18 protein-coding genes are annotated in these 22,399 nt (G+C 72.0%); 13 read left to right on the top strand and 5 right to left on the bottom strand.

The window, feature by feature from the left end:
• Positions 1-45: 45 nt before the first annotated feature.
• Positions 46-933 carry a DUF3097 family protein gene (locus V6N00_RS14060; RefSeq protein WP_416385090.1) on the bottom strand — a complete coding sequence of 296 codons (888 nt, stop codon included), beginning with the start codon at positions 931-933 and terminating at the stop codon, positions 46-48.
• A 254-nt stretch (positions 934-1,187) separates the two neighbouring features.
• Between V6N00_RS14060 and hrcA the strand changes: the two genes are divergently transcribed.
• The 3 genes from hrcA to V6N00_RS14045 all read left to right on the top strand — a co-directional run bounded on the left by hrcA (position 1,188) and on the right by V6N00_RS14045 (position 4,389).
• Positions 1,188-2,234 (top strand): heat-inducible transcriptional repressor HrcA, encoded by a 1,047-nt coding sequence (gene hrcA / locus V6N00_RS14055; protein ID WP_334233192.1) that lies wholly within the window; start codon positions 1,188-1,190, stop codon positions 2,232-2,234.
• A gap of 61 nt (positions 2,235-2,295) precedes the next feature.
• Entirely contained in the window at positions 2,296-3,438 is a 1,143-nt protein-coding gene (dnaJ, locus tag V6N00_RS14050) for a molecular chaperone DnaJ (protein WP_334233190.1), read from the top strand.
• Between the two features lie 96 nt (positions 3,439-3,534).
• Positions 3,535-4,389 (top strand): 16S rRNA (uracil(1498)-N(3))-methyltransferase, encoded by an 855-nt coding sequence (locus V6N00_RS14045; protein ID WP_334233188.1) that lies wholly within the window; start codon positions 3,535-3,537, stop codon positions 4,387-4,389.
• Between the two features lie 50 nt (positions 4,390-4,439).
• Here V6N00_RS14045 and V6N00_RS14040 read toward each other — a convergent pair whose 3' ends face one another.
• Positions 4,440-5,435 carry a GerMN domain-containing protein gene (locus V6N00_RS14040; RefSeq protein ID WP_334233186.1) on the bottom strand — a complete coding sequence of 332 codons (996 nt, stop codon included), beginning with the start codon at positions 5,433-5,435 and terminating at the stop codon, positions 4,440-4,442.
• 250 nt (positions 5,436-5,685) lie between these two features.
• On the opposite strand from V6N00_RS14040, the gene V6N00_RS14035 reads away from it, so the two are divergent.
• From V6N00_RS14035 to abc-f, 9 genes are all read left to right on the top strand, one after another.
• Positions 5,686-6,831 (top strand): PhoH family protein, encoded by a 1,146-nt coding sequence (locus V6N00_RS14035; protein ID WP_334233184.1) that lies wholly within the window; start codon positions 5,686-5,688, stop codon positions 6,829-6,831.
• On the top strand, positions 6,828-7,301 hold the full coding sequence (ybeY, locus tag V6N00_RS14030) for an rRNA maturation RNase YbeY (RefSeq protein ID WP_334233182.1): 474 nt from the start codon (positions 6,828-6,830) through the stop codon (positions 7,299-7,301). The genes V6N00_RS14035 and ybeY overlap by 4 nt, the downstream gene beginning before the upstream one ends.
• Positions 7,298-8,728: a hemolysin family protein gene (locus V6N00_RS14025; RefSeq protein WP_334233181.1), complete on the top strand. Its 1,431-nt coding sequence runs from the start codon at positions 7,298-7,300 to the stop codon at positions 8,726-8,728. Before ybeY ends, V6N00_RS14025 begins: the two co-directional genes overlap by 4 nt.
• Positions 8,725-9,756: a GTPase Era gene (gene era, locus V6N00_RS14020; protein WP_334233179.1), complete on the top strand. Its 1,032-nt coding sequence runs from the start codon at positions 8,725-8,727 to the stop codon at positions 9,754-9,756. Before V6N00_RS14025 ends, era begins: the two co-directional genes overlap by 4 nt.
• Before the next feature lie 214 nt (positions 9,757-9,970).
• On the top strand, positions 9,971-11,626 hold the full coding sequence (locus V6N00_RS14015; protein ID WP_334233177.1) for an LCP family protein: 1,656 nt from the start codon (positions 9,971-9,973) through the stop codon (positions 11,624-11,626).
• 281 nt (positions 11,627-11,907) lie between these two features.
• Complete coding sequence (leuA, locus tag V6N00_RS14010; RefSeq protein WP_334233175.1) at positions 11,908-13,659, top strand: 2-isopropylmalate synthase; 1,752 nt, start codon at positions 11,908-11,910, stop codon at positions 13,657-13,659.
• 9 nt (positions 13,660-13,668) lie between these two features.
• The gene (gene recO, locus V6N00_RS14005; RefSeq protein WP_334233174.1) at positions 13,669-14,424 is read left to right on the top strand and encodes a DNA repair protein RecO; all 756 of its coding nucleotides are present in this window, start codon (positions 13,669-13,671) and stop codon (positions 14,422-14,424) included.
• 6 nt (positions 14,425-14,430) lie between these two features.
• Complete coding sequence (locus V6N00_RS14000) at positions 14,431-15,267, top strand: isoprenyl transferase (protein WP_334233172.1); 837 nt, start codon at positions 14,431-14,433, stop codon at positions 15,265-15,267.
• Positions 15,268-15,345: 78 nt separating this feature from the next.
• Entirely contained in the window at positions 15,346-16,983 is a 1,638-nt protein-coding gene (abc-f, locus tag V6N00_RS13995; RefSeq protein WP_334233170.1) for a ribosomal protection-like ABC-F family protein, read from the top strand.
• Between the two features lie 25 nt (positions 16,984-17,008).
• Here the strand turns inward: abc-f and V6N00_RS13990 are convergent, their stop codons facing one another.
• Complete coding sequence (locus V6N00_RS13990; RefSeq protein WP_334233168.1) at positions 17,009-18,151, bottom strand: alpha/beta hydrolase; 1,143 nt, start codon at positions 18,149-18,151, stop codon at positions 17,009-17,011.
• A gap of 127 nt (positions 18,152-18,278) precedes the next feature.
• Here V6N00_RS13990 and V6N00_RS13985 point away from each other — a divergent pair, with 127 nt between their 5' ends.
• The gene (locus tag V6N00_RS13985; protein ID WP_334233166.1) at positions 18,279-19,355 is read left to right on the top strand and encodes a quinone-dependent dihydroorotate dehydrogenase; all 1,077 of its coding nucleotides are present in this window, start codon (positions 18,279-18,281) and stop codon (positions 19,353-19,355) included.
• A gap of 1,212 nt (positions 19,356-20,567) precedes the next feature.
• Here the strand turns inward: V6N00_RS13985 and V6N00_RS13980 are convergent.
• Complete coding sequence (locus tag V6N00_RS13980) at positions 20,568-21,572, bottom strand: aldo/keto reductase family protein (protein ID WP_334233164.1); 1,005 nt, start codon at positions 21,570-21,572, stop codon at positions 20,568-20,570.
• Positions 21,573-21,638: 66 nt separating this feature from the next.
• A complete protein-coding gene (locus V6N00_RS13975) occupies positions 21,639-22,223 on the bottom strand; it encodes a DUF3043 domain-containing protein (RefSeq protein WP_416385089.1) in 585 nt (194 codons plus the stop codon).
• Positions 22,224-22,399: the final 176 nt, after the last annotated feature.

Here is a 22,399-nt window from a genome sequence, read left to right as displayed (position 1 = left end):
AGGTCAGCGCCAGGAGGTCGAACCGATACGGTCAGCCCGACACGGTCAGCCCGAGACGGTCAGGAAGTCGATGACCTCCTCGACACGGCCGAGCATCGCCGGTTCGAGGTCGGTGTAGGTGTGCACGGACGCCAGCAGCCGCTGCCACCCGCGCGCGACGTCGATCGGGCCGGCGTGCGGCCAGCCGAGTCCGGCGAGGATGCCGGTCTTCCAGTCCTGCCCGCGGGCGATGACGGGCCACGCGTCGATGCCGAGCACCGCCGGCTTGATCACCTGCCACACGTCGACGTAGGGGTGCCCGACGACGAGGACGTTCGACGCCGCACCCGGCACGCGCAGGGCGTCCTGGGCGATGCGGGACTCCTTGCTGCCCGGCACCAGGTGGTCGACGAGCACCCCGAGCCGGCGCTGCGGGCCGGGCTCGAAATCGCGGATGGCACCGACGAGGTCGTCGATCCCACCAAGCGGCTCGACGACGATGCCCTCCTCGCGCAGGTCGTCGCCCCAGACCTTCTCGACCAGTTCGGCGTCGTGCTTGCCCTCGACCCAGATGCGGCTGGCGCGGGCGACGCGGGCCCGTGTGGTCGCTCCGCGGACGGACCCCGACGCGGTGCGCGCCGGGGCGGCGGGAGCGGCGGCACTGTTCGTTCCGGCGGCGCCGGGTGCGGTGATCTCGACCGGCCGCCCCTCGAGCAGGAAGCCGTGACCGAGCGGGAAGGAGCGGGTGCGCCCGCCACGGCCCTCGAGGACCATGACGATCATCCCCGCGGTGCGCTCGACACGCATCAGTTCCCCGACGAACCCGCTGGCGCCGTCCTCGAGCACGAGACCGCGGCGGGCGGGCACCGCGGGCACGTCCTGCCGGACGCGCCCGGACTGCCGTCCCGTGTTCGCCGTCGTCAGGTCCTGCGGGCCCCAGTCGTAGTCGTGCACGCGTCCTCCTGGCAGCTCGGATCCGGGAGTCGTCGATCCTCCCGGGGCGCCGGGCCGGGCCGGCCGCGGGCGCCTACATGCTAGCAACGGGGCACCCGTACTAGACTTGGCACTTGAGCTTCCCGAGTGCTAACCGTCAGTGCTCGAGTCCGATGCTCGACCTCGATGCTGGTGGTGCGGGGCGGACCCGTGGTCCGGCCGCCGCGGCGGCCAGCGGCACGAGGCCCGTCGAGACCGCCACAGGAGGTGCGGCAGTGAGCGATTCGCGGCGATTGAACGTGCTGCGCGCCATCGTGGAGGACTACGTCCAGTTCCGTGAGCCCGTCGGATCCCGCGCCCTGGTCGACCGGCACCGTCTCGGCGTGTCGTCGGCGACCATCCGCAACGACATGGCGGTGCTCGAGGAGGAGGGGCTCATCGTGGCCCCGCACACGAGCGCCGGCCGGGTGCCCACGGATGCGGGCTACCGGTTGTTCGTCGACCGGATCTCGGACGTCAAGCCACTCTCGCAGGCCGAGCGCCGCGCGATCCAGACCCTGCTCGACGAGGCGAACGACCTCGACGACGTCATGGAGAAGACGGCGCGCCTGCTCGCCCAGCTCACCCACCAGGTCGCCCTGATCCAGTACCCGACGATCGGCGACGCGCGGGTGCGCCACCTCGACGTCGTCGCGCTCGCCGAGGACCGTGCCCTCGTCGTGCTCATCACGAGCAACGGCCACGTCGAGCAGCGGGTCGTCCCGCTCGCGTCGCCGGTCACGGTCGAGGAGCTCGCCGACGCGCGCACCCGGCTGCTCGGTGCGATCGACGCGCGCCCCCTGACCGAGGTGCCGACCCTGCTCGGCCGGCTGCGCGGACCGATCGACGCCGAGACCGGCACCGACGCCCCGGTCGAGCACCCACCGGCCGATCCGCTGCTGGACCGCCTGGCCGCCGCGGTCGTCTCCCTCGTCGGTTTCGCGGGCCAGGACCGCATCGTGATGGCCGGGACGGCGAACCTCGCCCGGGCCACCCGGGACTTCCCGCTGACGATCCTGCCGGTGCTGGAGGCGCTCGAGGAACAGGTCGTGATGCTCCGGTTGTTGTCGGAGATGGGGCAGGACGAGGCCGGCGTGACCGTGCGCATCGGTCACGAGAACCCGTACGAGCCGCTCAGTGAGGCCTCGGTCATCGCCTCGGGCTACGGGCCGGCGGCCGCGTCCCGGCTCGGGGTCGTGGGCCCGACCCGGATGGACTATCCGACCTCCATGGCCGCCGTGCGCGCGGTGGCCCGCTATCTGTCCCGCATTCTCGCGGGTTGACGCTCGCCGTAGGTGCGCAGCACGCGCCCGACGGTGTCGAGAAACGATGTGAAAGGACGTTGTGGCCAGTCATTACGAGGTCCTGGGTGTGTCCCGGGACGCCACCGGCGAAGAGATCAAGAAGGCCTACCGCAAGCTGGCCCGCAAGCTGCACCCCGATGTGAACCCGGGGGACGACGCCGCCGAGGAGTTCAAGAAGGTCAGCCACGCCTACGAGGTGCTCAGCGACCCGCAGAAGCGGCAGATCTACGACACGACCGGCAACGAGAACGGCAGCGCCAACGGCTTCGGCGGCGGCGGAGGGTTCGGTGGCGCCGGCTTCGGCGGGTTCCAGGACATCTTCGACACGTTCTTCGGTGGTGCCGGCGCGGGTGCGGCCGGCCCGACGTCGCGGATGCGGCGCGGCCAGGACGCGCTGATCTCCGTCGGCGTGAGCCTGAAGGACGCGGTGTTCGGCACCAACACGTCGATCGAACTCGAGACCGCCGTCGTGTGCGAGCGATGCTCGGGCTCGTGCTGCGAGCCGGGCACCTCGCCGACCACGTGCGACGTGTGCCACGGCACCGGCCAGATCCAGCGGGCCGTTCGCTCCATCCTCGGCCAGGTCATGACGACGGCCCCGTGCCCCACCTGCCAGGGCTTCGGCACCGTGATCCGCAACCCCTGCAACGAGTGCGCCGGCCAGGGGCGCGTGCGCAGCCGCCGCAGCCTTACCCTCAAGGTCCCCGCCGGCGTCGCGACCGGCACACGCATCCAGCTCGGCGGCCAGGGCGAGGCCGGCGTCGCCGGTGGCCCGCAGGGCGACCTGTACGTCGAGATCCAGGTCGCGAAGGACCCCGCGTTCGTGCGCGACGGCGACGACCTGCACGCCACGCTCCAGCTGCCGATGACGGCGGCCGCGCTCGGCACCGTCATCGACTTCGACACCTTCGACGGGCCGCAGCCCCTGCGGGTCGCGGCCGGCAGCCAGTCCGGCGAGGTCATCACCCTCAAGGGCCTCGGCGTCACGCACCTGCGCTCGGGGGGCCGCGGCGACGTGCGCATCCACCTGCACGTGGAGACGCCGACCCGGCTCGACGACGAGCAGGAGGAACTCCTGCGTCGCCTCGCCGGCCTGCGGCACGAGGAGAAGCCCTCCGCCAGGCCCGCGACGGCCGGCAGCGGCGTGTTCTCCCGCCTGCGGGAGCGCTTCGGCGGCATCTGAGTCGCCGCATCCACCCCGCGGGTGGCCGATTGCGCCCCGGCCCCATGACGTGTCCCTGACCTGACCCCACCGATCCGAGAGCGAGGCCGCCCCGCCATGAGCGCCCCGGTGTTCTACCCGGCGACGGACCTCACCTCAGTGATGCCCGGGGGCCGGTTCCGGCTGGACGGGCCGGAGGGCCGGCACGCCGCGACCGTGCGCCGGATCGGTTCGGGCGAGACGGTCGAGGTGTGCGACGGTTCCGGCCGCCGCCTCACGTGCGTCGTCACCGGCACCGCGAAGGACGCGCTGGAGTTGAGCGTGCGGTCGGTCGTGGTCGAAGCCGCCCCGACGCCGGCGCTGGAACTGGTCCAGGCCCTCGCCAAGCAGGACCGCGACCTGCAGGCCGTCGAGACGGCCACCGAGCTCGGCGTCGACGTGGTCGTGCCGTGGCAGGCGGACCGGTCGATCGTGCGCTGGAAAGCCGACCGGGCGGCGAAGTCCGCGGGCAAGTGGGAGAGCGTGCTGCGCGCCGCGGCCCAGCAGTCCCGGCGCGCGTGGATTCCCCGGCTGGCGGACCTGACCGGCACCCGGGCCCTGGCGGCGCGGATCGCCGCCGGCACGAAGGACGGCAGCCTCGCCGCCGTCGTGCTGCACGAGGACGCGGCGACGCCGTTGAGCGCGGTGCTCGCCGAGATCACCGGCGTTGCCGGTGCTGACGCAGAACCGACCGGGGCGACCGGTGAGGACACCGATGCGGCCGGGACCGAGACCGGTCAGGACGCCGCGGCGTCCACCCTCCGCCGGGTGCTGCTCATCGTCGGACCTGAAGGCGGTATCGGCCCGGACGAACTCGCGGCCCTGACCGACGCCGGTGCCCGACTGGCGGTACTGGGCCCGCACGTGCTGCGCTCGTCGACCGCCGGCCCCGCGGCCCTGGCCCTGGCCTCCGTGCAGCTGGGCCGCTGGTGAGCAGACCGCGCGACCCGAGAGGACCCGCGACGGTCGACGACTCCCGCGCGTCAGCGCATCGTGATGGTCTTGCTGTCCGCCCAGCGCTGGGCGCCCCCGTCCCCGGGCTCGAAGAACGTGACCCGGTAGTTGCCGGGCGGGAGCTGTTGCTCGAGGGCGAAGCTGCCGCCGTTGCTGCTGTCGCTCTGCAGCTTCGACGTGCCGGTGCGGTAGCGGCGGTAGCCGTCCTTGCCGTCGTCGGTCGCCCGGCCGATCTCCCAGCTGACGCGGTGCACCACGCTGGTCACCCGGCCCGCCGCGCGCACCGTGGATCCGGTCACCACCGTGCCGTCCTGCGGGTCGATCACCCAGATCGGCGCGGCCCGCTCGGTCTGCCGGCTCATCGGATCGCCCAAGGTGATCTGCCCGAACGCCCGGTACCCGGTGTGCCCGTCGACGAGGATGATCACCCGGCTCTGCTGGTCCGTGGGGATCAGGCCGGCGTTCGCGGCGGCCCCGGTGGCCGTGTAGACGAGCTGCTGGATGGCCAGCTCCGCCTCCTCGGGGCCGAGCTGGGCGCCGAATGCGTCGGAGGAGACGTCCACCGTGACGGTGTTGTTGTCACCGATCGCGGAGCCGACGCGGGAGGCCGGTTTCCAGGGCGTGTAGTAGTCGGGGTCCAGCGGCCTGGCGGACATCATCGCGGAGACCGCGGTGGAGACCGAGTCGCCCGCGGCCGGCAGCAGGCGGTACTCCCGGAACAGGTAGGTGCCGTCGCTCGTGCCGCCCAGCCAGTAGACCGGCACCTGCGAGGTGCTCGCCACGGACTCGGCGGCCCCGGTCGGCTGGCTCAGGTCCTGGGCGGCCTGCCCGTCGCCGCTCGCGTCGGCGGTGGGGCGTGGCGTGGAGAGGGCGGTGCAGGCGCTCAGGCCCGGCACGAGCAGCACGACGGTGGCGAGAACGGCCAGCACGCGACCGACCATGGAGAGACGGCGCGGCAGGTGGCGGCGAGCCCGGTGCTCGACGGAGGCAGGCCGGGTACGGCGTCGCAGTACGATCGCAGCCACCTCCTGTCGTCGAGCGGTCGTCGACCGTCCGTCCACCGAGCGCGAACACGGGCCGTGCGCGCCCCGCTGCCCAGTCTGGCACGGAGGGCCGTGCCGTAGAATCGACAGTGCTGGAACCCGTGCGTCCGGTGCGCCGGTGCAGTGGACGGCGGACCCGCCGGGACCGGCAGCGGACCGCGACCACCCGCGGGTCGCCCCGATCACCCGACCGATCCGACAGGAGCGACGGCAGGCCACCTCGGCCGCACCCATGAGCGAGTTCACCGCATCCGCAGTCACCAGTCCCGCCGGCCCCGAGTCGCGCACCATCGACTTCGATTCCTCGGAGCAGATGGTCCAGGCGCTCGGCGCCCAGGACGAGGCCCTGCGCATCATCGAGAGCACCTACCCCAGCCTCAACCTGACCGTGCGGGACCACTCCGTGCAGGTCACCGGCCCGGACCCGGCCGCCGTCACCCGAGCCGCCGAGGTGCTGGCCGAGGTCAAGGAGATGGCCGCGGCGCACACCGTGATGTCCGCGCAGACCCTCCGCCAGCTGATGAGCATGCTCGAGACCTCCGCCGAGGCACGTCCCGCCCAGGTCCTCACGCAGAACATCCTCTCCAGCCGTGGCCGCACGATCCGCCCGAAGACGCTGAACCAGAAGCTGTACGTCGACGCGATCGACGCCAACACGGTGATCTTCGGCATCGGCCCGGCCGGTACCGGCAAGACCTACCTGGCCATGGCGAAGGCCGTGCAGGCGCTGCAGAACCGCGAGGTCAACCGGATCATCCTGACCCGTCCCGCCGTCGAGGCGGGGGAGCGGCTCGGCTACCTGCCCGGCACCCTCAGCGACAAGATCGACCCCTACCTGCGTCCGCTGTACGACGCGCTGCACGACATGATGGACCCCGACTCGATCCCGCGCCTGATGGCGGCCGGCACGATCGAGGTCGCCCCGCTGGCGTACATGCGCGGCCGAACCCTCAACGACGCGTTCATCATCCTCGACGAGGCGCAGAACACGACGCCCGAACAGATGAAGATGTTCCTCACGCGCCTGGGCTTCGGCTCGCGCATCGTCGTCACCGGCGACGTCACGCAGGTGGACCTGCCGCAGGGCACCCAGTCCGGCCTGCGCGTCGTCCGGGAGATCCTCGACGGCATCGACGACGTCGCCTTCACGACCCTGGACGCCTCCGACGTCGTTCGGCACCGCCTCGTGGGCGACATCGTCACCGCCTACAGCCGGTGGGACGAGCAGCAGCGGCAGGGGAGCGAGCGCGCACGGGAGCGGCGGGAGCACCGCCGGCACGAGGATCGTGGACGCGCCGACCGGCGGAGCAACGACCGGCGGAGCGACGACCAGCGCAGCTCGGGTGAGCGGGCCGACTCGCAGGAGTCGGCGTCGTGAGCATCGAGATCTCCAACGAGTCGGCGCAGACCGTCGACGAGGACGCGATCCTCGCCCTCGCCCGTCACCTGTTCGATCGGCTGTACCTGCACCCGCAGACGGACCTGTCCATCGTCCTCGTCGACGAGGAGGCCATGGCGGCCCTGCACCAGCAGTGGATGGACGAGCCCGGGGCCACCGACGTCATGTCCTTCCCGATGGACGAGCTCCGGCCCGGCAGCGAGGACGCCCCGTCCGCGGAGGGTCTGCTCGGCGACATCGTCGTGTGCCCGCAGGTCGCCTCGCGGCAGGCGGCCCGCGGCGGCCACAGCGTCGGCGACGAGATCCTCCTGCTCGTCACGCACGGCGTCCTGCACCTGCTCGGCTACGACCACGAGGAGCCGGACGAGAAGGCGGAGATGTTCGCCCTGCAGCGAGCACTCCTGACCGAGCACCTCGGCCGGCCCTCCCCACGGGAGACCGACTCGTGACGGTGGCCCTGCTGTTCGTCCTGGTCGTCGTCTTCCTCTGCGGAGCGGCGATCACGGCCGCGGCAGAGGCCGCCTTCACCTACCTGCCCCGGCACGACGCCGAGGCGGCGCTCGGTGGCCGGAACGCCGGGGCGCTGCGCCGCATCATCGACGAGCCCGCCCGGCACATGCACGCCACCCGCTTCTGGCGCGTGTGGTTCGAGATGGCCGCGGCGGTCGCCGTCGCGATGCTGCTGCTCGGCGGGATCGGCAACCCGTGGGTCGCCGGGCTCATCGGCACCGTGGTGATGGCGGCGATCGGTTTCGTCCTCGTCGGTGTCTCACCCCGCCAGCTCGGCCGCACCTACTCCGTGGGCGTGGTCACCGCCACCGCCCCGCTCGTGCACTTCCTGTGCGTCATCCTCGGCCCCATCCCCGGCTGGCTGATCTCGGTCGGCAGCCTCGTCACACCGGGCGCCCCGCGGGCCGACGCCGCGTTCTTCACCGAGGACGAGCTGCGGGAGATGGTCTACCGGGCCAACGAGTCCGAGATGATCGAGGACAACGAGGCCGAGCTGATCCACTCGGTGTTCGACCTGAACGACACCAAGGTCCGCGCGGTCATGGTCCCGCGCACCGACATCGTCGGCATCGAGACGGGCGCGACGCTGCGCCAGGCGCTCTCCCTGTTCCTGCGGTCGGGCTACTCCCGGGTGCCGGTCATGGGGCAGAGCACCGACGATCCCCGCGGTGTCCTCTACCTCAAGGACGTCGTCGCGGCCGTCTACGGCGCCGAGCGGGCCACTCCCGGCGCCGGCGCGGCGGCGGACGCGGCCGGTGCCACGGTGGACACCGTCGCCCGCCCCGTCCGCTTCGTCCCCGAGTCCAAGCCGGTCGCGGATCTGCTCAGCGAGCTGCAGCGGGAGGGCACGCACGTCGCGATCGTCATCGACGAGTACGGAGGCACCGCCGGCATGGTCACCCTCGAGGACCTGATCGAGGAGATCGTCGGCGAGATCGTCGACGAGTACGACTCGGAGCGCCCCGAGGTCGAGGACCTCGGCGACGGCCGGTACCGGATCTCCGCGCAGCTCTCCGTCGAGGACCTCGGCGAGCTGTTCGACATGGAGCTCGAGGACGACGAGGTCGACACCGTCGGCGGCCTGCTCGGCAAGGCGATCGGCAAGGTCCCGATCGTCGGCAGCGAGGCCGACGTCGCCGGCATCCACCTGGACGCCGAGCGGCTCGAGGGCCGCCGGAACCGCGTGTCCCACATCATCGCGCGCCTGGCCGACCCGCTGCCGGTCGAGGACGATGAGGACGCCCACGGGAACCACCGCCCGGAGGACGCCCACGACGGCGGGCGTCGCGGCAGCACACGACACGACGACAGTCGGCAGGACAGCACACGACACGACAGCACCAGCCAGCAGGAGGTCGCCGGATGAGCCGCGGACCCGCATCCCCGTCCGGATCGAACGCCCGCCGGGCCGAGGGCGGCACGCCGTCCGTGCTGCAGTCCCGCCGCGAGGCGGCAGACACGCAGGACGACGGCGCCCCCTACCGCGCCGGGTTCGTCAGCCTCGTCGGCCGCCCCAACGCCGGCAAGTCGACCCTGACCAACGCCCTGGTGGGGCAGAAGGTCGCCATCACGTCGTCCCGGCCGCAGACGACGCGCCACACGATCCGCGGCATCGTGCACCGCGCCGACGGGCAGCTGATCCTCGTCGACACCCCGGGCCTGCACCGGCCCCGCACCCTGCTCGGCCAGCGCCTGAACGACCTCGTCACCGAGACGCTCGGCGAGGTCGACGCCATCGGGTTCTGCCTGCCCGCCGACGAGAAGATCGGTCCGGGGGACCGCTTCATCGCCGAGAAGCTGGCCGGCCTGCGCCGCCGCCCCGTCTACGCGCTCGTGACCAAGACCGACCGGGTCGGCCGGGACGCCCTGGCCTCCGCCCTCGTCGCCGTCGAGTCGCTCGGCCGGGACGCGCTCGGCGGGGAGGGCTGGGCCGGCATCGTGCCCGTCAGCGCGGTCGACGGTTTCCAGGTCAGCACCGTCGCGGACGTGCTGATCGGCGCGATGCCCCCGTCGCCGCCGCTCTACCCGGATGGGGAGCTGACCGACGAGCCCGAGGCCGTCATGGTCGCCGAACTCGTCCGGGAGGCCGCCCTCGAGGGCGTGCGCGACGAACTGCCGCACTCTCTTGCCGTGGTCGTCGAGGAGATCCTTCCCCGCGAGGACCGCCCGGAGGACCGGCCGCTGCTCGACGTGCGCGTCAACCTCTTCGTCGAGCGGTCCTCGCAGAAGGCCATCGTGATCGGCCGGGGCGGCTCCCGGCTCCGGGAGGTCGGCACCGCCGCGCGGAAGGGGATCGAGGCCCTGCTCGGGACGCCCGTGTACCTGGACCTGCACGTGAAGATCGCCAAGGACTGGCAGCGCGATCCCAAGCAGCTCGCGCGCCTGGGCTTCTGAATCTCCATGTCATCGCCGCGGTCGTGACGCTCGCCACGGGCGGCACCCAGGAGTCCGGAACATCAGCCGGCACCCGGATCGGTGTGCCACAATACAGCGAGCCCGGGGGTGGGGAGCACCCGGGCGGCCGCACCGTTCGCGGTCGATCGACGCTGTCCCCAGGATCCGTTCGCGCACCGGCGCCGAACGCCGGACTGCCAGGAAGTAGGGGTGGATGAGCCGACGCCACGTCGCCGATGACGAACACCCGGTCGAGCCCCTCACCGACGAGCCCGTCGACGGACACGGTCCCACGCGCGCGGAAGCGAAGCATCCGGTGCCCAAGCACCTGGGCCGCGGCAGTCACGCCGGCCGGGAGCCGCGGCACCGCGGACTGAAGATCACCGCCCTGGTGGTCGCCCTGCTCATGGTGGCCGGAGCGGTGTTCGCCGGCGTGCAGGTGATGCGGCTGCAGGGCAACCTCGTCTCCAAGCCCCTCAACCTTGACGCCGCGGGCGGCTCCAGCGCGGACCAGAACCTCGATCACCAGCCGATCCAGATCCTCGTCCTCGGCACCGACACGCGCACCGGGTCGGACTCCCGGTTCGGCAATCCCTCCGACTCCTCGACCGCCGGCAACTCCGACGTGATGATGCTCGTGCAGATCTCCGCGGACCGGAAGCGCGTCGCCGTGGTCAGCTTCCCCCGGGACCTGATGGTCCACATCCCCGCCTGCAAGGACCCGGAGTCGGGCAAGGTCTACCCCGCCAAGGCGATGGGCCAGCTCAACAGCGCCCTGGCCTCCGGTGGTCCCGGCTGCACCGTGGCGGCGATCAACCGCCTCACGGGCCTGAACATCGACCACTTCATGATGGCCGACTTCAACGCGGTCACCGAGCTCTCCCGCACGCTCGGCGGGGTCGACGTGTGCGTCAACCAGGCGATCGACGACCCGGACTCCGGGCTCAAGCTGCCCGCCGGCGTCAGCTCCATCGAGGGCGACCAGGCGCTGGCCTTCCTGCGCACGCGGCACGGCTTCGGCAACGGCGGCGACGAGGGCCGCATCCGCGCCCAGCAGAGCTTCCTCGCCTCGATGGTCCGGAAGGTCAAGTCGCAGGGCACCCTGACGGACGTCCCGCGCCTCTACTCCATCGCCGAGACCATCACCAAGAACCTCACCGTCGACGACCAGCTCGCGCAGATCCCCGCGCTGATCAACCTCGCCACCCAGCTGCAGAACATCGACCTCTCCCGCGTCGCCTTCGTCACCGCACCGGTCGAGCCCTACACCGCCGACCCGAACCGGCTGCAACTGAAGGCCAGCGCCGCCAACCCGCTGTTCGCTCGCCTCCGAGCGGACGAGGACCTCACCGCGAAGCAGGCGTCGCCCAGCGCGAGTGCGAGCAGCGCGTCGTCCTCCGCCACCGCCTCCCACGCAGCCACGCACTCCGCCACCGCCAGCGCGACGCCGTCCGCATCGTCGAGCGCCACTGCCACGGCGACCGACACGCAGCAGGCCGTCGCGGCACGCGCCGACGTGCCCGTCGCCATCCGCAACGTCTCCGGCACGACGGGGCGCGACAAGACCATCGCCGCCGCGCTGGTCAAGGACGGCTACACACAGGCCGCCGCGGAGACCGCGACCGGCACCCGGCCGGGCACCCAGGTGTTCTACGGCGCCGGCTACGAGGACCAGGCCCGGGCGCTGGCCACCGTGCTCGGCATCAGCCGGGTGCAGGTCGTCCCCGCCGCGAACCTGAACGGCGTCCGCGTGGACATCGGCAAGGACTTCACGACCGGGACGAAGATGACGAGCGGCTCCGACCTCGGCGACCTGAACGGCCAGACCGCCGACCAGCAGACCTGCCAGTCGGCCTTCGGCAACTACTGACCCGCAGCCACGGGTTCGCGGCCCTCGCGCGGGCAGGGGAGGTTCGGGACGACGGCGCCGGGTCACGTTTCGCGGCGCCCTCCGCGCGGCGTGTAGGGTGACAACGTGCCCCAGGGACTTCTCCTCCTTAGCTGCCGCGCCAGGGTCTGAGCCTTCGCTTCGAGTCCAACACTCGCGAAGGCGGCCGACGCCCCGGTGCGGAGTCGTTGTGTCAGGCCAGACCCACTTCGTACCGGTCCGCGATCGCCGGCCGTTGCGCCACAGGAGAGAAGGCGACCCCGATGCAGAACCTGCAGAAGCCGTCCGGCATGCCGGTCCACCGTTACGTCCCGTTCCACGAGCAGATCACCGTGGACCTGCCCGACCGCACGTGGCCCACCAAGCGGATGACCACCGCGCCGCGCTGGTGCGCCGTCGACCTGCGGGACGGCAACCAGGCCCTGATCGACCCGATGAGCCCCGAGCGCAAGCACCGCATGTTCGACCTGCTGGTGCAGATGGGCTACAAGGAGATCGAGGTGGGCTTCCCCTCGGCCTCGCAGACCGACTTCGACTTCGTCCGCCAGCTCATCGAGCAGGACCGGATCCCCGACGACGTCAGCATCCAGGTGCTGACCCAGTCGCGTGAGCACCTGATCGAGCGCACCTACGAGTCGCTGCAGGGCGCGAAACAGGCCATCGTGCACCTGTACAACTCCACGTCAGTGCTGCAGCGCCGCGTCGTGTTCAAGCAGGACGAGGACGGCATCATGGACATCGCGCTGTCCGGGGCGCGGCTGTGCAAGAAGTTCGAGGAGACCCTGACGGACACCCGGATCACCTACGAGTACTCGCCGGAGTCCTACACGGGCACCGAGCTGGAGTTCGCCGCGCGCATCTGCAACGCCGTCGCCGACGTCTTCGAGGTGTCCGAGGACAACCAGGTGATCCTCAACCTGCCTGCCACCGTCGAGATGGCCACCCCGAACGTGTACGCCGACTCGATCGAGTGGATGGGACGGCACCTGTACAACCGGGAGAACATCATCCTCTCCCTGCACCCGCACAACGACCGGGGCACCGGCGTCGCCGCCGCCGAGCTCGGTTACCTGGCCGGCGCGGACCGGATCGAGGGCTGCCTGTTCGGCAACGGGGAGCGCACCGGCAACGTGGACCTGGTGACCCTGGGGCTGAACATGTTCAGCCAGGGCATCGACCCGATGATCGACTTCTCCGACCTGGACTCCGTGCGCCGCACCGCCGAGTACTGCACCCAACTGGGCGTGCCCGAGCGGTCCCCGTACGGCGGTGACCTGGTCTTCACCGCCTTCTCCGGCTCCCACCAGGACGCCATCAAGAAGGGCTTCGAGGCGATGGCCGCCGACGCGCAGGCCAGCGGCAGCGAGCTGGAGGACATGGTCTGGGGCGTCCCGTACCTGCCGATCGACCCGAAGGACATCGGCCGCTCCTACGAGGCGGTCATCCGGGTCAACTCCCAGTCCGGCAAGGGCGGCGTCGCCTACCTGCTCAAGAACGAGCACAGCCTGGAGCTGCCGCGCCGCATGCAGATCGAGTTCTCCGGCGTCGTGCAGCGGCTCACCGACACCGCCGGCGGCGAGGTCAGCGGCAAGGACCTGTGGAAGATGTTCATCCACGAGTACCTGCCCTCCGCCGAGCACGAGCGCGTCGGCGAGCCGCTGCCCGAGTGGGGCCGGTACGCGATCCGCTCCTTCAGCACGCACACCGAGGGCGAGACGACGACGCTGGAGATCGACCTGGTCGTCGCCGGCGTCGCCCAGCACCGGACCGCGACGGGCAACGGCCCGCTGTCGGCGCTGTTGAGTCTGCTGGCCGAGGACGGCATCGACGTCCGGGTGCTCGACTACACGGAGCACGCCCTGTCCGAGGGCGGCAACGCCAAGGCCGCCGCCTACGTCGAGGCGGCCGTGGGGGAGCGGGTGCTCTGGGGCTCCGGCATCAACGAGAACACCACCCTGGCGTCGCTGAAGGCCGTCGTCTCCGCCGTCAACCGCGCGGTCCGGGACCAGGACTGAGCTGACGCCGTGGCCCGGACGTCCTCCTTCGCCTCCCGGCAGTACCGCGATCACGGGGTGATCCTCCGTACCCACAAGCTGGGCGAGGCGGACCGCATCATCGTGCTGCTGACCAAGCGGCACGGGCAGGTGCGGGCGGTGGCGAAGGGGGTGCGGCGCACCAGCAGCAAGTTCGGTGCGCGGCTCGAGCCGTTCATGGTGGCCGACCTGCAGCTGGTCACCGGCCGGAACCTGGACATCGTGTCCCAGGCCGAGTCGGTGGCCAGCTATGGTCAGCCGATCGTCGCGGACTACGCCAAGTACACGGCCGCGGCCGTGATCTGCGAGACCGCCGAGCGGCTCAGCGACATCGACACCGAGGCAGCCAGCAGCCAGTACGGGCTGCTGCTCGGGGCCCTCCACGCCCTGGCGGCCGGCTCCCACCCGCCGCAGACCGTCCTGGACTCGTACCTGCTGCGGGCCCTCGCCGACGCCGGCTGGGCGCCGAGTTTCACGGACTGCGCGCGCTGCGGTGCGCCCGGCCCGCACCGGGCGTTCTCGGTGCCGGTCGGCGGGGTCGTGTGCCCCGACTGCCGGCCCCCGGGGTCGGCGTCCCCGGATCCGGCCACCCTCGCGCTGCTGGCCGCCCTGCTCGCGGGGAACTGGGCCGGGACCGCGGCGGCGGACCAGACGCAGCGCAACGAGGCGTCCGGCCTGGTCGCCGCCTACGCGCAGTACCACCTGGAGCGCTCCGTGCGCTCCCTCAAGCACATCGAGAGGGTCTGAGAACCGATGCCCGACCACCTCGTCGGAAAGCACCGTCACGTCGCCCCGGAGCCCCACCCGAGCGGCGCGCGGCCTCCCGCCGTGCCTCCCGCCCTGGTGCCCAGGCACGTGGCGATCGTGATGGACGGCAACGGCCGCTGGGCCAACCAGCGCGGCCTGCCCCGGAACGAGGGTCACCGGCGCGGTGAGGCGGCCCTGCTCGACGTCGTCGCCGGCGCCATCGAGATCGGCGTCGAGTACGTGAGCGTCTATGCCTTCTCGACGGAGAACTGGAAGCGGTCCCCGGAGGAGGTGCGCTTCCTCATGGGGTTCAGCCGTGACGTGCTCCGCCGGCAGCGGGACCAGCTCGACGCGTGGGGCGTGCGCGTCCGCTGGGCAGGCCGGCGCCCGCGGCTGTGGCGCTCGGTCGTCAACGAGCTCGAGGTCGCCGAGGAGCACACCCGGGACAACGACGTGTGCCACCTGACGATGTGCGTGAACTACGGGGGCCGGGCCGAGATCGCCGACGCCGTGTCCGCGATCGCCGAGGACGTCGCCGCGGGACGGTTGCGGCCCGGGTCGGTCTCCGAGAAGACGATCCAGCGGTACCTCGACGAGCCGGACCTGCCCGACGTCGACCTCTTCCTGCGCACCTCCGGCGAGCAGCGGATGAGCAACTTCCTGCTCTGGCAGTCGGCGTACGCGGAGTTCGTCTTCCTCGACACGCTGTGGCCCGACGTGGACCGGCGCACCCTGTGGGACGCGATCGAGATCTACGCCCGGCGGGACCGCCGGTACGGCGCAGCCGTGGACCGGGCCGCCGACCTGCCGAGCGGGAGTAACACCGGCGCGGAAGCCGGCTGAGCGGAGCCGCCCTCCCGCGAGGAGCGCTCGGGCGACCGGGTTCCGTCGAATCACCCGCTCCGCCCTAAGCTGGCAGGCGTGACTGGCACCCTCGTCGCGAAGGACCTGGCCGGTGGCCACGGTCACCGCACCCTCTTCGAATCCCTCGACCTCACGGTCGCCCCCGGCGACGTCGTCGGGGTGGTGGGGGCCAACGGCGCCGGCAAGTCCACTCTGCTGCGGCTGCTCGGCGGCGAGGCGACGCCGATGGCGGGCACGGTGTCCACGGCACCCGCGGGCGCGTTCGTCGGCTGGTTGCCGCAGGAGCACGAACGGATCCCGGGGGAGACCGTGGCGGCCTACCTCGGCAGGCGCACCGGCGCGACCGCCGCGACCGAGGCGATGGAGGCGGCGGCCGCCGCGCTGGACTCCGACGACCCCGACGCCGCCGACACCTACGCCGACGCCCTCGAGCACTGGCTCGCCACGGGTGCGCCGGATCTGGAGGACCGCGCGCCCGCGACCCTCGCCGAACTCGGGCTCGACGTCGGGATCGACGCGCTGATGACCGGCCTGTCCGGTGGCCAGGCCGCGAGGGTCGCCCTCGCCGCGCTCCTGCTCAGCCGGTTCGACGTCGTGCTCCTCGACGAACCCACCAACGACCTCGACCTGGACGGCATCGAACGCCTCGAGCGTTTCGTCGGCGGCCTGCGTGCCGGCGTCGTGCTCGTCTCCCACGACCGCGAGTTCCTCGCCCGCTGCGTCACCCGGATCGTCGAGCTCGACCTCGCGCAGGGCCAGGTCGCGGTGTACGACGGCGGCTACGAGTCCTACCTCGAGGAGCGCGCGATCGCGCGCCGGCACGCCCGCGAGGCCTACGAGGAGTTCGCCGACCGGAAGGCCGACCTCGTCAGCCGTGCCCGCACCCAACGCGAGTGGAGCTCGCAGGGCGTGCGCAACGCCATGCGGAAGTCGCCCGACAACGACAAGGTCCGGCGCCGCGCCCAGACCGAGTCCTCGGAGAAGCAGGCGCAGAAGGTGCGCCAGATGGAGTCGCGGATCGCGCGGCTCGAGACGGTCGAGGAGCCCCGCAAGGAGTGGGTGCTCCAGTTCGACATCGCCGCCGCCCCGCGTTCCTCCAGTGTCGTCGCCACGCTCGACGCGGCGAGCAGACGGCTCGGCGACTTCGTCCTCGGCCCGGTCTCCCTCCAGGTCGCCGCCGGGGACAGGATCGCCATCACCGGGCCCAACGGCGCCGGCAAGACCACGCTGCTGCGGCTGCTGCTCGGCCGGGTCACCCCCGACGAGGGGCGGGCCTCCCTCGGCGCCAGCGTCGCGATCGGCGAGATCGACCAGTCCCGCACCTCGCTGGACGAGGGCCTGCCGCTCGGTGACGCCTTCGAGGCCGCCGTCCCGACCATGGCGTCGTCCGAGGTCCGCACCCTGCTGGCCAAGTTCGGGCTCAAGGCCGACCAGGTCGCCAGCGCGGTCGGGCGGCTCTCGCCCGGGGAGCGCACCCGCGCCGCGATGGCACTGCTCCAGGCGCGTGGGGTCAATCTGCTCGTGCTCGACGAGCCGACCAACCACCTCGATCTGCCCGCGATCGAGCAGCTCGAACAGGCGCTCGGGTCCTACGACGGCACGCTGCTGCTCGTCTCGCACGACCGCCGGCTCCTCGCCAACGTGCAGCTCGACCAGCGGTGGGAGGTCGACGCCGGGCGGGTCACGGTGCGCTGACGGCACCGTCCGGGTGGAACGAGCGCTACGCGCGCCGGGACCGGCGGTACGGCAGTGAGATAGACCGCGAGGTGGCCTGCGCCGTCGTCGCTGCCGTGACGTCGTCGGGTGAGAAAGCGGCGCCCACGACCGCTGCCGGCGGGTCGAGCGCCGGTATCTCGGAGGCCGCGGACCCGAACACGTACGCCTGGGCCCACTGGTCCATCGCCGTGTACACCGCGGCCCGGATGCCGGCGGGGGAGAGCAGCACGTCGTGCAGGGCCCCGTCGAACCGGTTCACCGTCACCCTCGCGCCGAGGTCGAGGGCACGCTGCGCCATCGTCGTCACGTCGAGCACGCAGTCGGCGGTCCGCATCCGCTCGTTCCAGCGCGGGGAGATGACGGAGCGGGCGCTGGTCAGCACGAGCGCGGGGCAGTCCAGATCCAGTCCACGGGCCACCGTCTGCTGACCGGCGACGACGGCGCGCAGCCAGCCCGCCCGGACCGGGAACGAGAACCGGGGGCGCCAGCGCGGGTCCAGTTCCCACTCGCCGTCGGCCTGGTCGCTGAGGGTGCGCCAGTAGTGGTCGACCGCCGGCAGCCGCAGGGCCGTCCGTGGCCGGCGCCGGGCGAGCTGCTCGAGCACCGGTGTGGTCGTGGTGCGCACCAGCGCACTGCCGTGCGCCTCCAGCCACGGGCTGTTCAGCACCAGGGCGTGCACCCGACCGGGGTGCCGTGCGGCCCACAGGCTCGCCACCAGGCCGCCGGTGGAGTGGCCCATCAGCACGAGCGGGGCGCTCGGATGGCCGTCCGCCGCGATCGCCGCCAGCGCGGCGTCGATGTCCTCGTCGTAGGCGCCAAGGTCGTCCACGTATCCCGGGGTCTGCCCGTCACGCAGGCTCCGGCCGTACTTGCGCAGGTCCAGCGCGTGGAAGGCGCACCCGCGGTCGGACCAGAACCGCGCGAGATCGCGCTGGTGGAAGTAGTCGGTCCACCCGTGCACGTAGAGCACGACCGGCTGCTCCGGGCCTCGCTTCCGTGCCGTCCGTCGTGACGACGGCCCCCGCCGCTCCGGGTCCCGGTAGCGGATCACGGTGGCCGAGACGGGGCCCTCGTCGTCCTCGCCCAGCGGCAGCCGCAGCGCCGTGAAGCCGGGCCCGAGGAGGTCGGGCGCCCATGTCTGCACCACATCGTGAAAGCTATCACCGGCGTCTGACGTGCCGCCCGCGGCAGAACCGCCGAACGGAGCGCGGAGGGCGTCGGGTACCGCCCGGCCCGGATTGGCCGCCGCGGCACCGGTGTGGCACGGTTTGTGCATGCGCCTGTACCCCCTCGTCTTCCGTGCCGCCTTCTCGTGGATGGACGCCGAACGGGCACACGGGATCGGGGCGGGCATGATCGGCCTGGCCCACCGCGTCGGCGCGGGCCGCGTGCTGCACCGGATCGGCGCCCCGGACCCGGCGCTGCGCACCACCGTGATGGGCCTGGACTTCCCGTCGCCGTTCGGTCTCGCGGCCGGGTTCGACAAGCACGGCCACCACACGGTCGCGCTGACCGATCTCGGCTTCGGGCACATCGAGGTCGGCACCATCACCGGAACGGCCCAGCCCGGCAACCCGCGGCCTCGGCTGTTCCGGCTCGTCGCCGACCGCGCAGTGGTCAACCGGATGGGGTTCAACAACCACGGCGCCGCGGTGCTCGCGCCACGCCTGGCCGCGGTCCGGGCGGACCTGGAGCGGCGGTACGGGCGGGAACGCCCCCTGATCGGGGTCAACATCGGCAAGACGAAGACGGTCGAGCTGGCCGACGCCGCCGCCGACTACGAGCTCTCGGCCCGCACGCTCGCGCCCTACGCGGACTACCTCGTCGTCAACGTGTCCAGCCCCAACACGCCCGGCCTGCGCCAGCTGCAGGAGATCGACGCGCTGGCCCCGCTGCTCCGCGCCGTCCGGTCCGCGGCGACGGCGGCGGGGCGTCCCGACGTGCCGCTGCTGGTCAAGATCGCCCCGGACCTGGCGGACGAGGACGTCGACGCCGTCGCCGCCCTGGCGCTCGACCTCGGCCTGGACGGGATCATCGCCACCAACACGACGCTGCGCCGCGACGGGCTGACCACCGACGCCACGACGGTGACGGCCGCCGGCGCCGGAGGCCTGTCCGGCGCGCCGCTGGCCGACCGGTCGCTCGCCGTCCTGCGCCGGCTCAAGGCCGCCGTGGGGGATCGGCTCGCGCTCGTCTCGGTGGGCGGCGTGACCACCGCCGACGACGTCGCCGAGCGGCTCGTGGCCGGCGCGGACCTCGTGCAGGGCTACACGGCCTTCCTCTACGAGGGGCCGTTCTGGGCCGCGCGGATCAATGCGGGACTGGCACGCCGGCTCGGCGCCCGCCGCTGACGACGCCGGACGCCGTCGGTTCCGTCACGAGTGCCGTCGTCGGTCCACTCGGCGCGACTGATCCCTCGAGTGGACGACTCCGGTGAGCGTTGGTGCCGATGGGCGACATCGTCGGTCTACTCGGCGCGACACGGTGATGCACCCCGTCCACGGGAACGGCCGGCTTCGGCCAGTGGGCGGCTCCTGTGAGCGTTGGTGCCGTTCGGCGACATCGTCCGTCCACTCGGCGCGACTGATCCCTCGAGTGGACGACTCCGGTGAGCGTTGGTGCCGATGGGCGACATCGTCCGTCCACTCGGCGCGACACGGTGATGCACCCCGTCCATGGGGACGGCCGGCATCGCCGAGTGGACGGCTCCTGTCGGCACTCGTGCCGTTCGGCGACATGGTCCGTCCACTCGGCGCGACACGGTGATGCACCCCGTCCATGGGCACGGCCGGCTTCGGCCAGTGGGCGGCTCCTGTGAGCGTTGGTGCCGTTCGGCGACATCGTCCGTCCACTCGGCGCGACTGATCCCTCGAGTGGACGACTCCGGTGAGCGTTGGTGCCGATGGGCGACATCGTCCGTCCACTCGGCGCGACACGGTGATGCACCCCGTCCATGGGGACGGCCGGCATCGCCGAGTGGACGGCTCCTGTCGGCACTCGTGCCGTTCGGCGACATGGTCCGTCCACTCGGCGCGACACGGTGATGCACCCCGTCCATGGGCACGGCCGGCTTCGGCCAGTGGGCGGCTCCTGTGAGCGTTGGTGCCGTTCGGCGACATCGTCCGTCCACTCGGCGCGACACGGTGATGCACCCCGTCCATGGGCACGGCCGGCTTCGGCCAGTGGGCGGCTCCTGTGAGCGTTGGTGCCGTTCGGCGACATCTTCCGTCCACTCGGCGCGACGGATCCCTCGAGTGGACGACTCCGGTGAGCGTTGGTGCCGATGGGCGACATCGTCCGTCCACTCGGCGCGACACGGTGATGCACCCCGTTCATGGGGACGGCCGGCATCGCCGAGTGGGCGGCTCCTGTCGGCACTCGTGCCGTTCGGCGACATCGTCCGTCCACTCGGCGTGCGCCGAGTAGCGCCCAGACCGGCCCGTCCGCCGAGCCAGCCGAGCAGCGTCCAGACCCGCCACGGGGGCGACGCGGCACCGAGACGCCGACACGCGAAGGGCCCGTGACACCGTTCGGTGTCACGGGCCCTTCGCGTGATGCGCCGGTCAGGCCGGGCGCTTCTCCGGGGAGACCGTCTTGGTCGCGTCGCGCTCGATGACGCCCGAGAGCGCGTCGTCGATCGCCTTCATCGCGTCCGCGTCGAGCTTCACCCCCGCCGCGGCGACGTTCTCGGCCACCTGCTCGGGCCGCGAGGCGCCCACGAGGGCGGCCGCGACGTTGTCGTTCTGCAGCACCCACGCGATGGCGAGCTGGGACATCTTCAGCCCCGCACCGTCGGCGATCGGGCGCAGCTTCTGCACCGCGGTCAGGGTCTGCTCGTCCATGAACCGGGCGATGGTGTCCTGCCCGCCCTTGCTGTCCGTGGCGCGCGAGCCGGCCGGGGCGTCCTTGCCGGGCTCGTACTTGCCGGAGAGCACACCCTGCGCCATGGGCGACCACACGATCTGGGAGATGCCGAGTTCACGGGACGTGGGCACGACCTTCTCCTCGATCACGCGCCACAGCGCCGAGTACTGGGGCTGGTTCGAGACGATGGAGAAGCCGGCCTGCCGGGCCAGCTCCTGGCCGCGTCGCAGCTGGTCGGCGTCCCACTCGGAGACGCCGATGTAGAGCGCCTTGCCCGAGCGGACGACGTCCGCGAACGCCTGGATGGTCTCCTCGAGGGGCGTCTCGTGGTCGTACCGGTGAGCCTGGTACAGGTCCACGTAGTCCATCTGCAGGCGGGACAGCGAGTTGTCGATGCCCTCCATGATGTGCTTGCGGCTGAGCCCGACGTCATTGACGCCCTTCGGGCCGACCGGCCAGTACACCTTGGTGAAGATCTCCAGCGATTCGCGCCGCTCGCTCTTGAGCGCGTCGCCGAGGACCTTCTCCGCCGCGCCGTTCGCGTAGGCGTCGGCGGTGTCGAACGTCGTGATGCCAGCATCGAGGGCCGCGCGCACGCACTGCGTGGCGACGTCGTTCTCGACCTGGGAGCCGTGGGTGAGCCAGTTGCCGTAGGTGATCTCGGAGACCTTGAGACCACTGTTGCCGAGGTATCGGTAATCCATCTCGCCAGACTATGCCCGCTGGTCAAGAGGCGGATGCCGCGCCGTCACGGACTGCGCGGCGAGGGCTCAGGAGGGGTACTGTCCGCGCTTGACCATCGGCTTGGGCAGCCGGATCCGGCGGAACTGCAGGCTGCGCATGAACGCGTACCAGTACACGCCGCGCTCCAGCGCGCCGAACTTCGCGGTCAGCCGCTGCTTGAGCGTGCGCCGCAGCCACAGGCCGTCGATCGCGACGACGGCGACGAAGGCGTAGAAGAAGACGAGCACGATCGAGCTGAGCGTGGGGTTCGGGATGAACGTGAGGATCACGAAGACGAGGGCCAGCGGCAGCAGGATCTCGCCGACGCTGAACCGGGCGTCCACCCAGTCGCGGGCGAAGCGCTTCTGGGGTCCCTTGTCCCGCAGGGGCAGGTACTTGTCGTCGCCGGTCTCCATGGCCCGCCGCGTGCGCAGTCGCGACTCGCGGCCGGCCTCCCGACTGGCCTCGCGCGCCGCCTTGCGGTCGTCGGGAACGAGCGGGCGACGACGGGCCGCCTCCTGGTCGCGCCGCTTCGGCGTCGGGGCACCTTTGCCCACGGTGCGGTGCGCCTCGACCGTCTCCTCGACGTCGGCGGCGGTCACGGCTGTTGATCCCTTGTTGCGTCCGAACACCCGACAAGGATACCGGCCGCACCGGCACGCGCGCGCCGTCCCGGCGTGCGGCTCTGCGCGGCCGAGGCGCCCGGCCCCGAGCCGTCGACGGGCGCCGGACTAGGTGTAGGAGGTCATGACGTTGGCGACGCGGGTTGGGACGCGGGAGGCGGGTGGCTGGTCGGCGCAGGCGGTGT

The organism is Tersicoccus mangrovi, from assembly GCF_036881825.1.
GTDB lineage: Bacteria > Actinomycetota > Actinomycetes > Actinomycetales > Micrococcaceae > Tersicoccus > Tersicoccus mangrovi.
This window is presented reverse-complemented; position numbering and strand designations above follow the sequence as displayed.

Bases quoted from the DNA above. Each gene is read 5' to 3' on its own strand.
- V6N00_RS14045 (WP_334233188.1), top strand. From the start codon at position 3,535: ATGAGCGCCCCGGTGTTCTACCCGGCGACGGACCTCACCTCAGTGATG.
- V6N00_RS14035 (WP_334233184.1), top strand. From the start codon at position 5,686: ATGAGCGAGTTCACCGCATCCGCAGTCACCAGTCCCGCCGGCCCCGAG.
- era (WP_334233179.1), top strand. From the start codon at position 8,725: ATGAGCCGCGGACCCGCATCCCCGTCCGGATCGAACGCCCGCCGGGCC.
- V6N00_RS14015 (WP_334233177.1), top strand. From the start codon at position 9,971: ATGAGCCGACGCCACGTCGCCGATGACGAACACCCGGTCGAGCCCCTC.
- leuA (WP_334233175.1), top strand. From the start codon at position 11,908: ATGCAGAACCTGCAGAAGCCGTCCGGCATGCCGGTCCACCGTTACGTC.
- V6N00_RS14000 (WP_334233172.1), top strand. From the start codon at position 14,431: ATGCCCGACCACCTCGTCGGAAAGCACCGTCACGTCGCCCCGGAGCCC.
- V6N00_RS13985 (WP_334233166.1), top strand. From the start codon at position 18,279: ATGCGCCTGTACCCCCTCGTCTTCCGTGCCGCCTTCTCGTGGATGGAC.
- V6N00_RS13980 (WP_334233164.1), bottom strand. From the start codon at position 21,572: ATGGATTACCGATACCTCGGCAACAGTGGTCTCAAGGTCTCCGAGATC.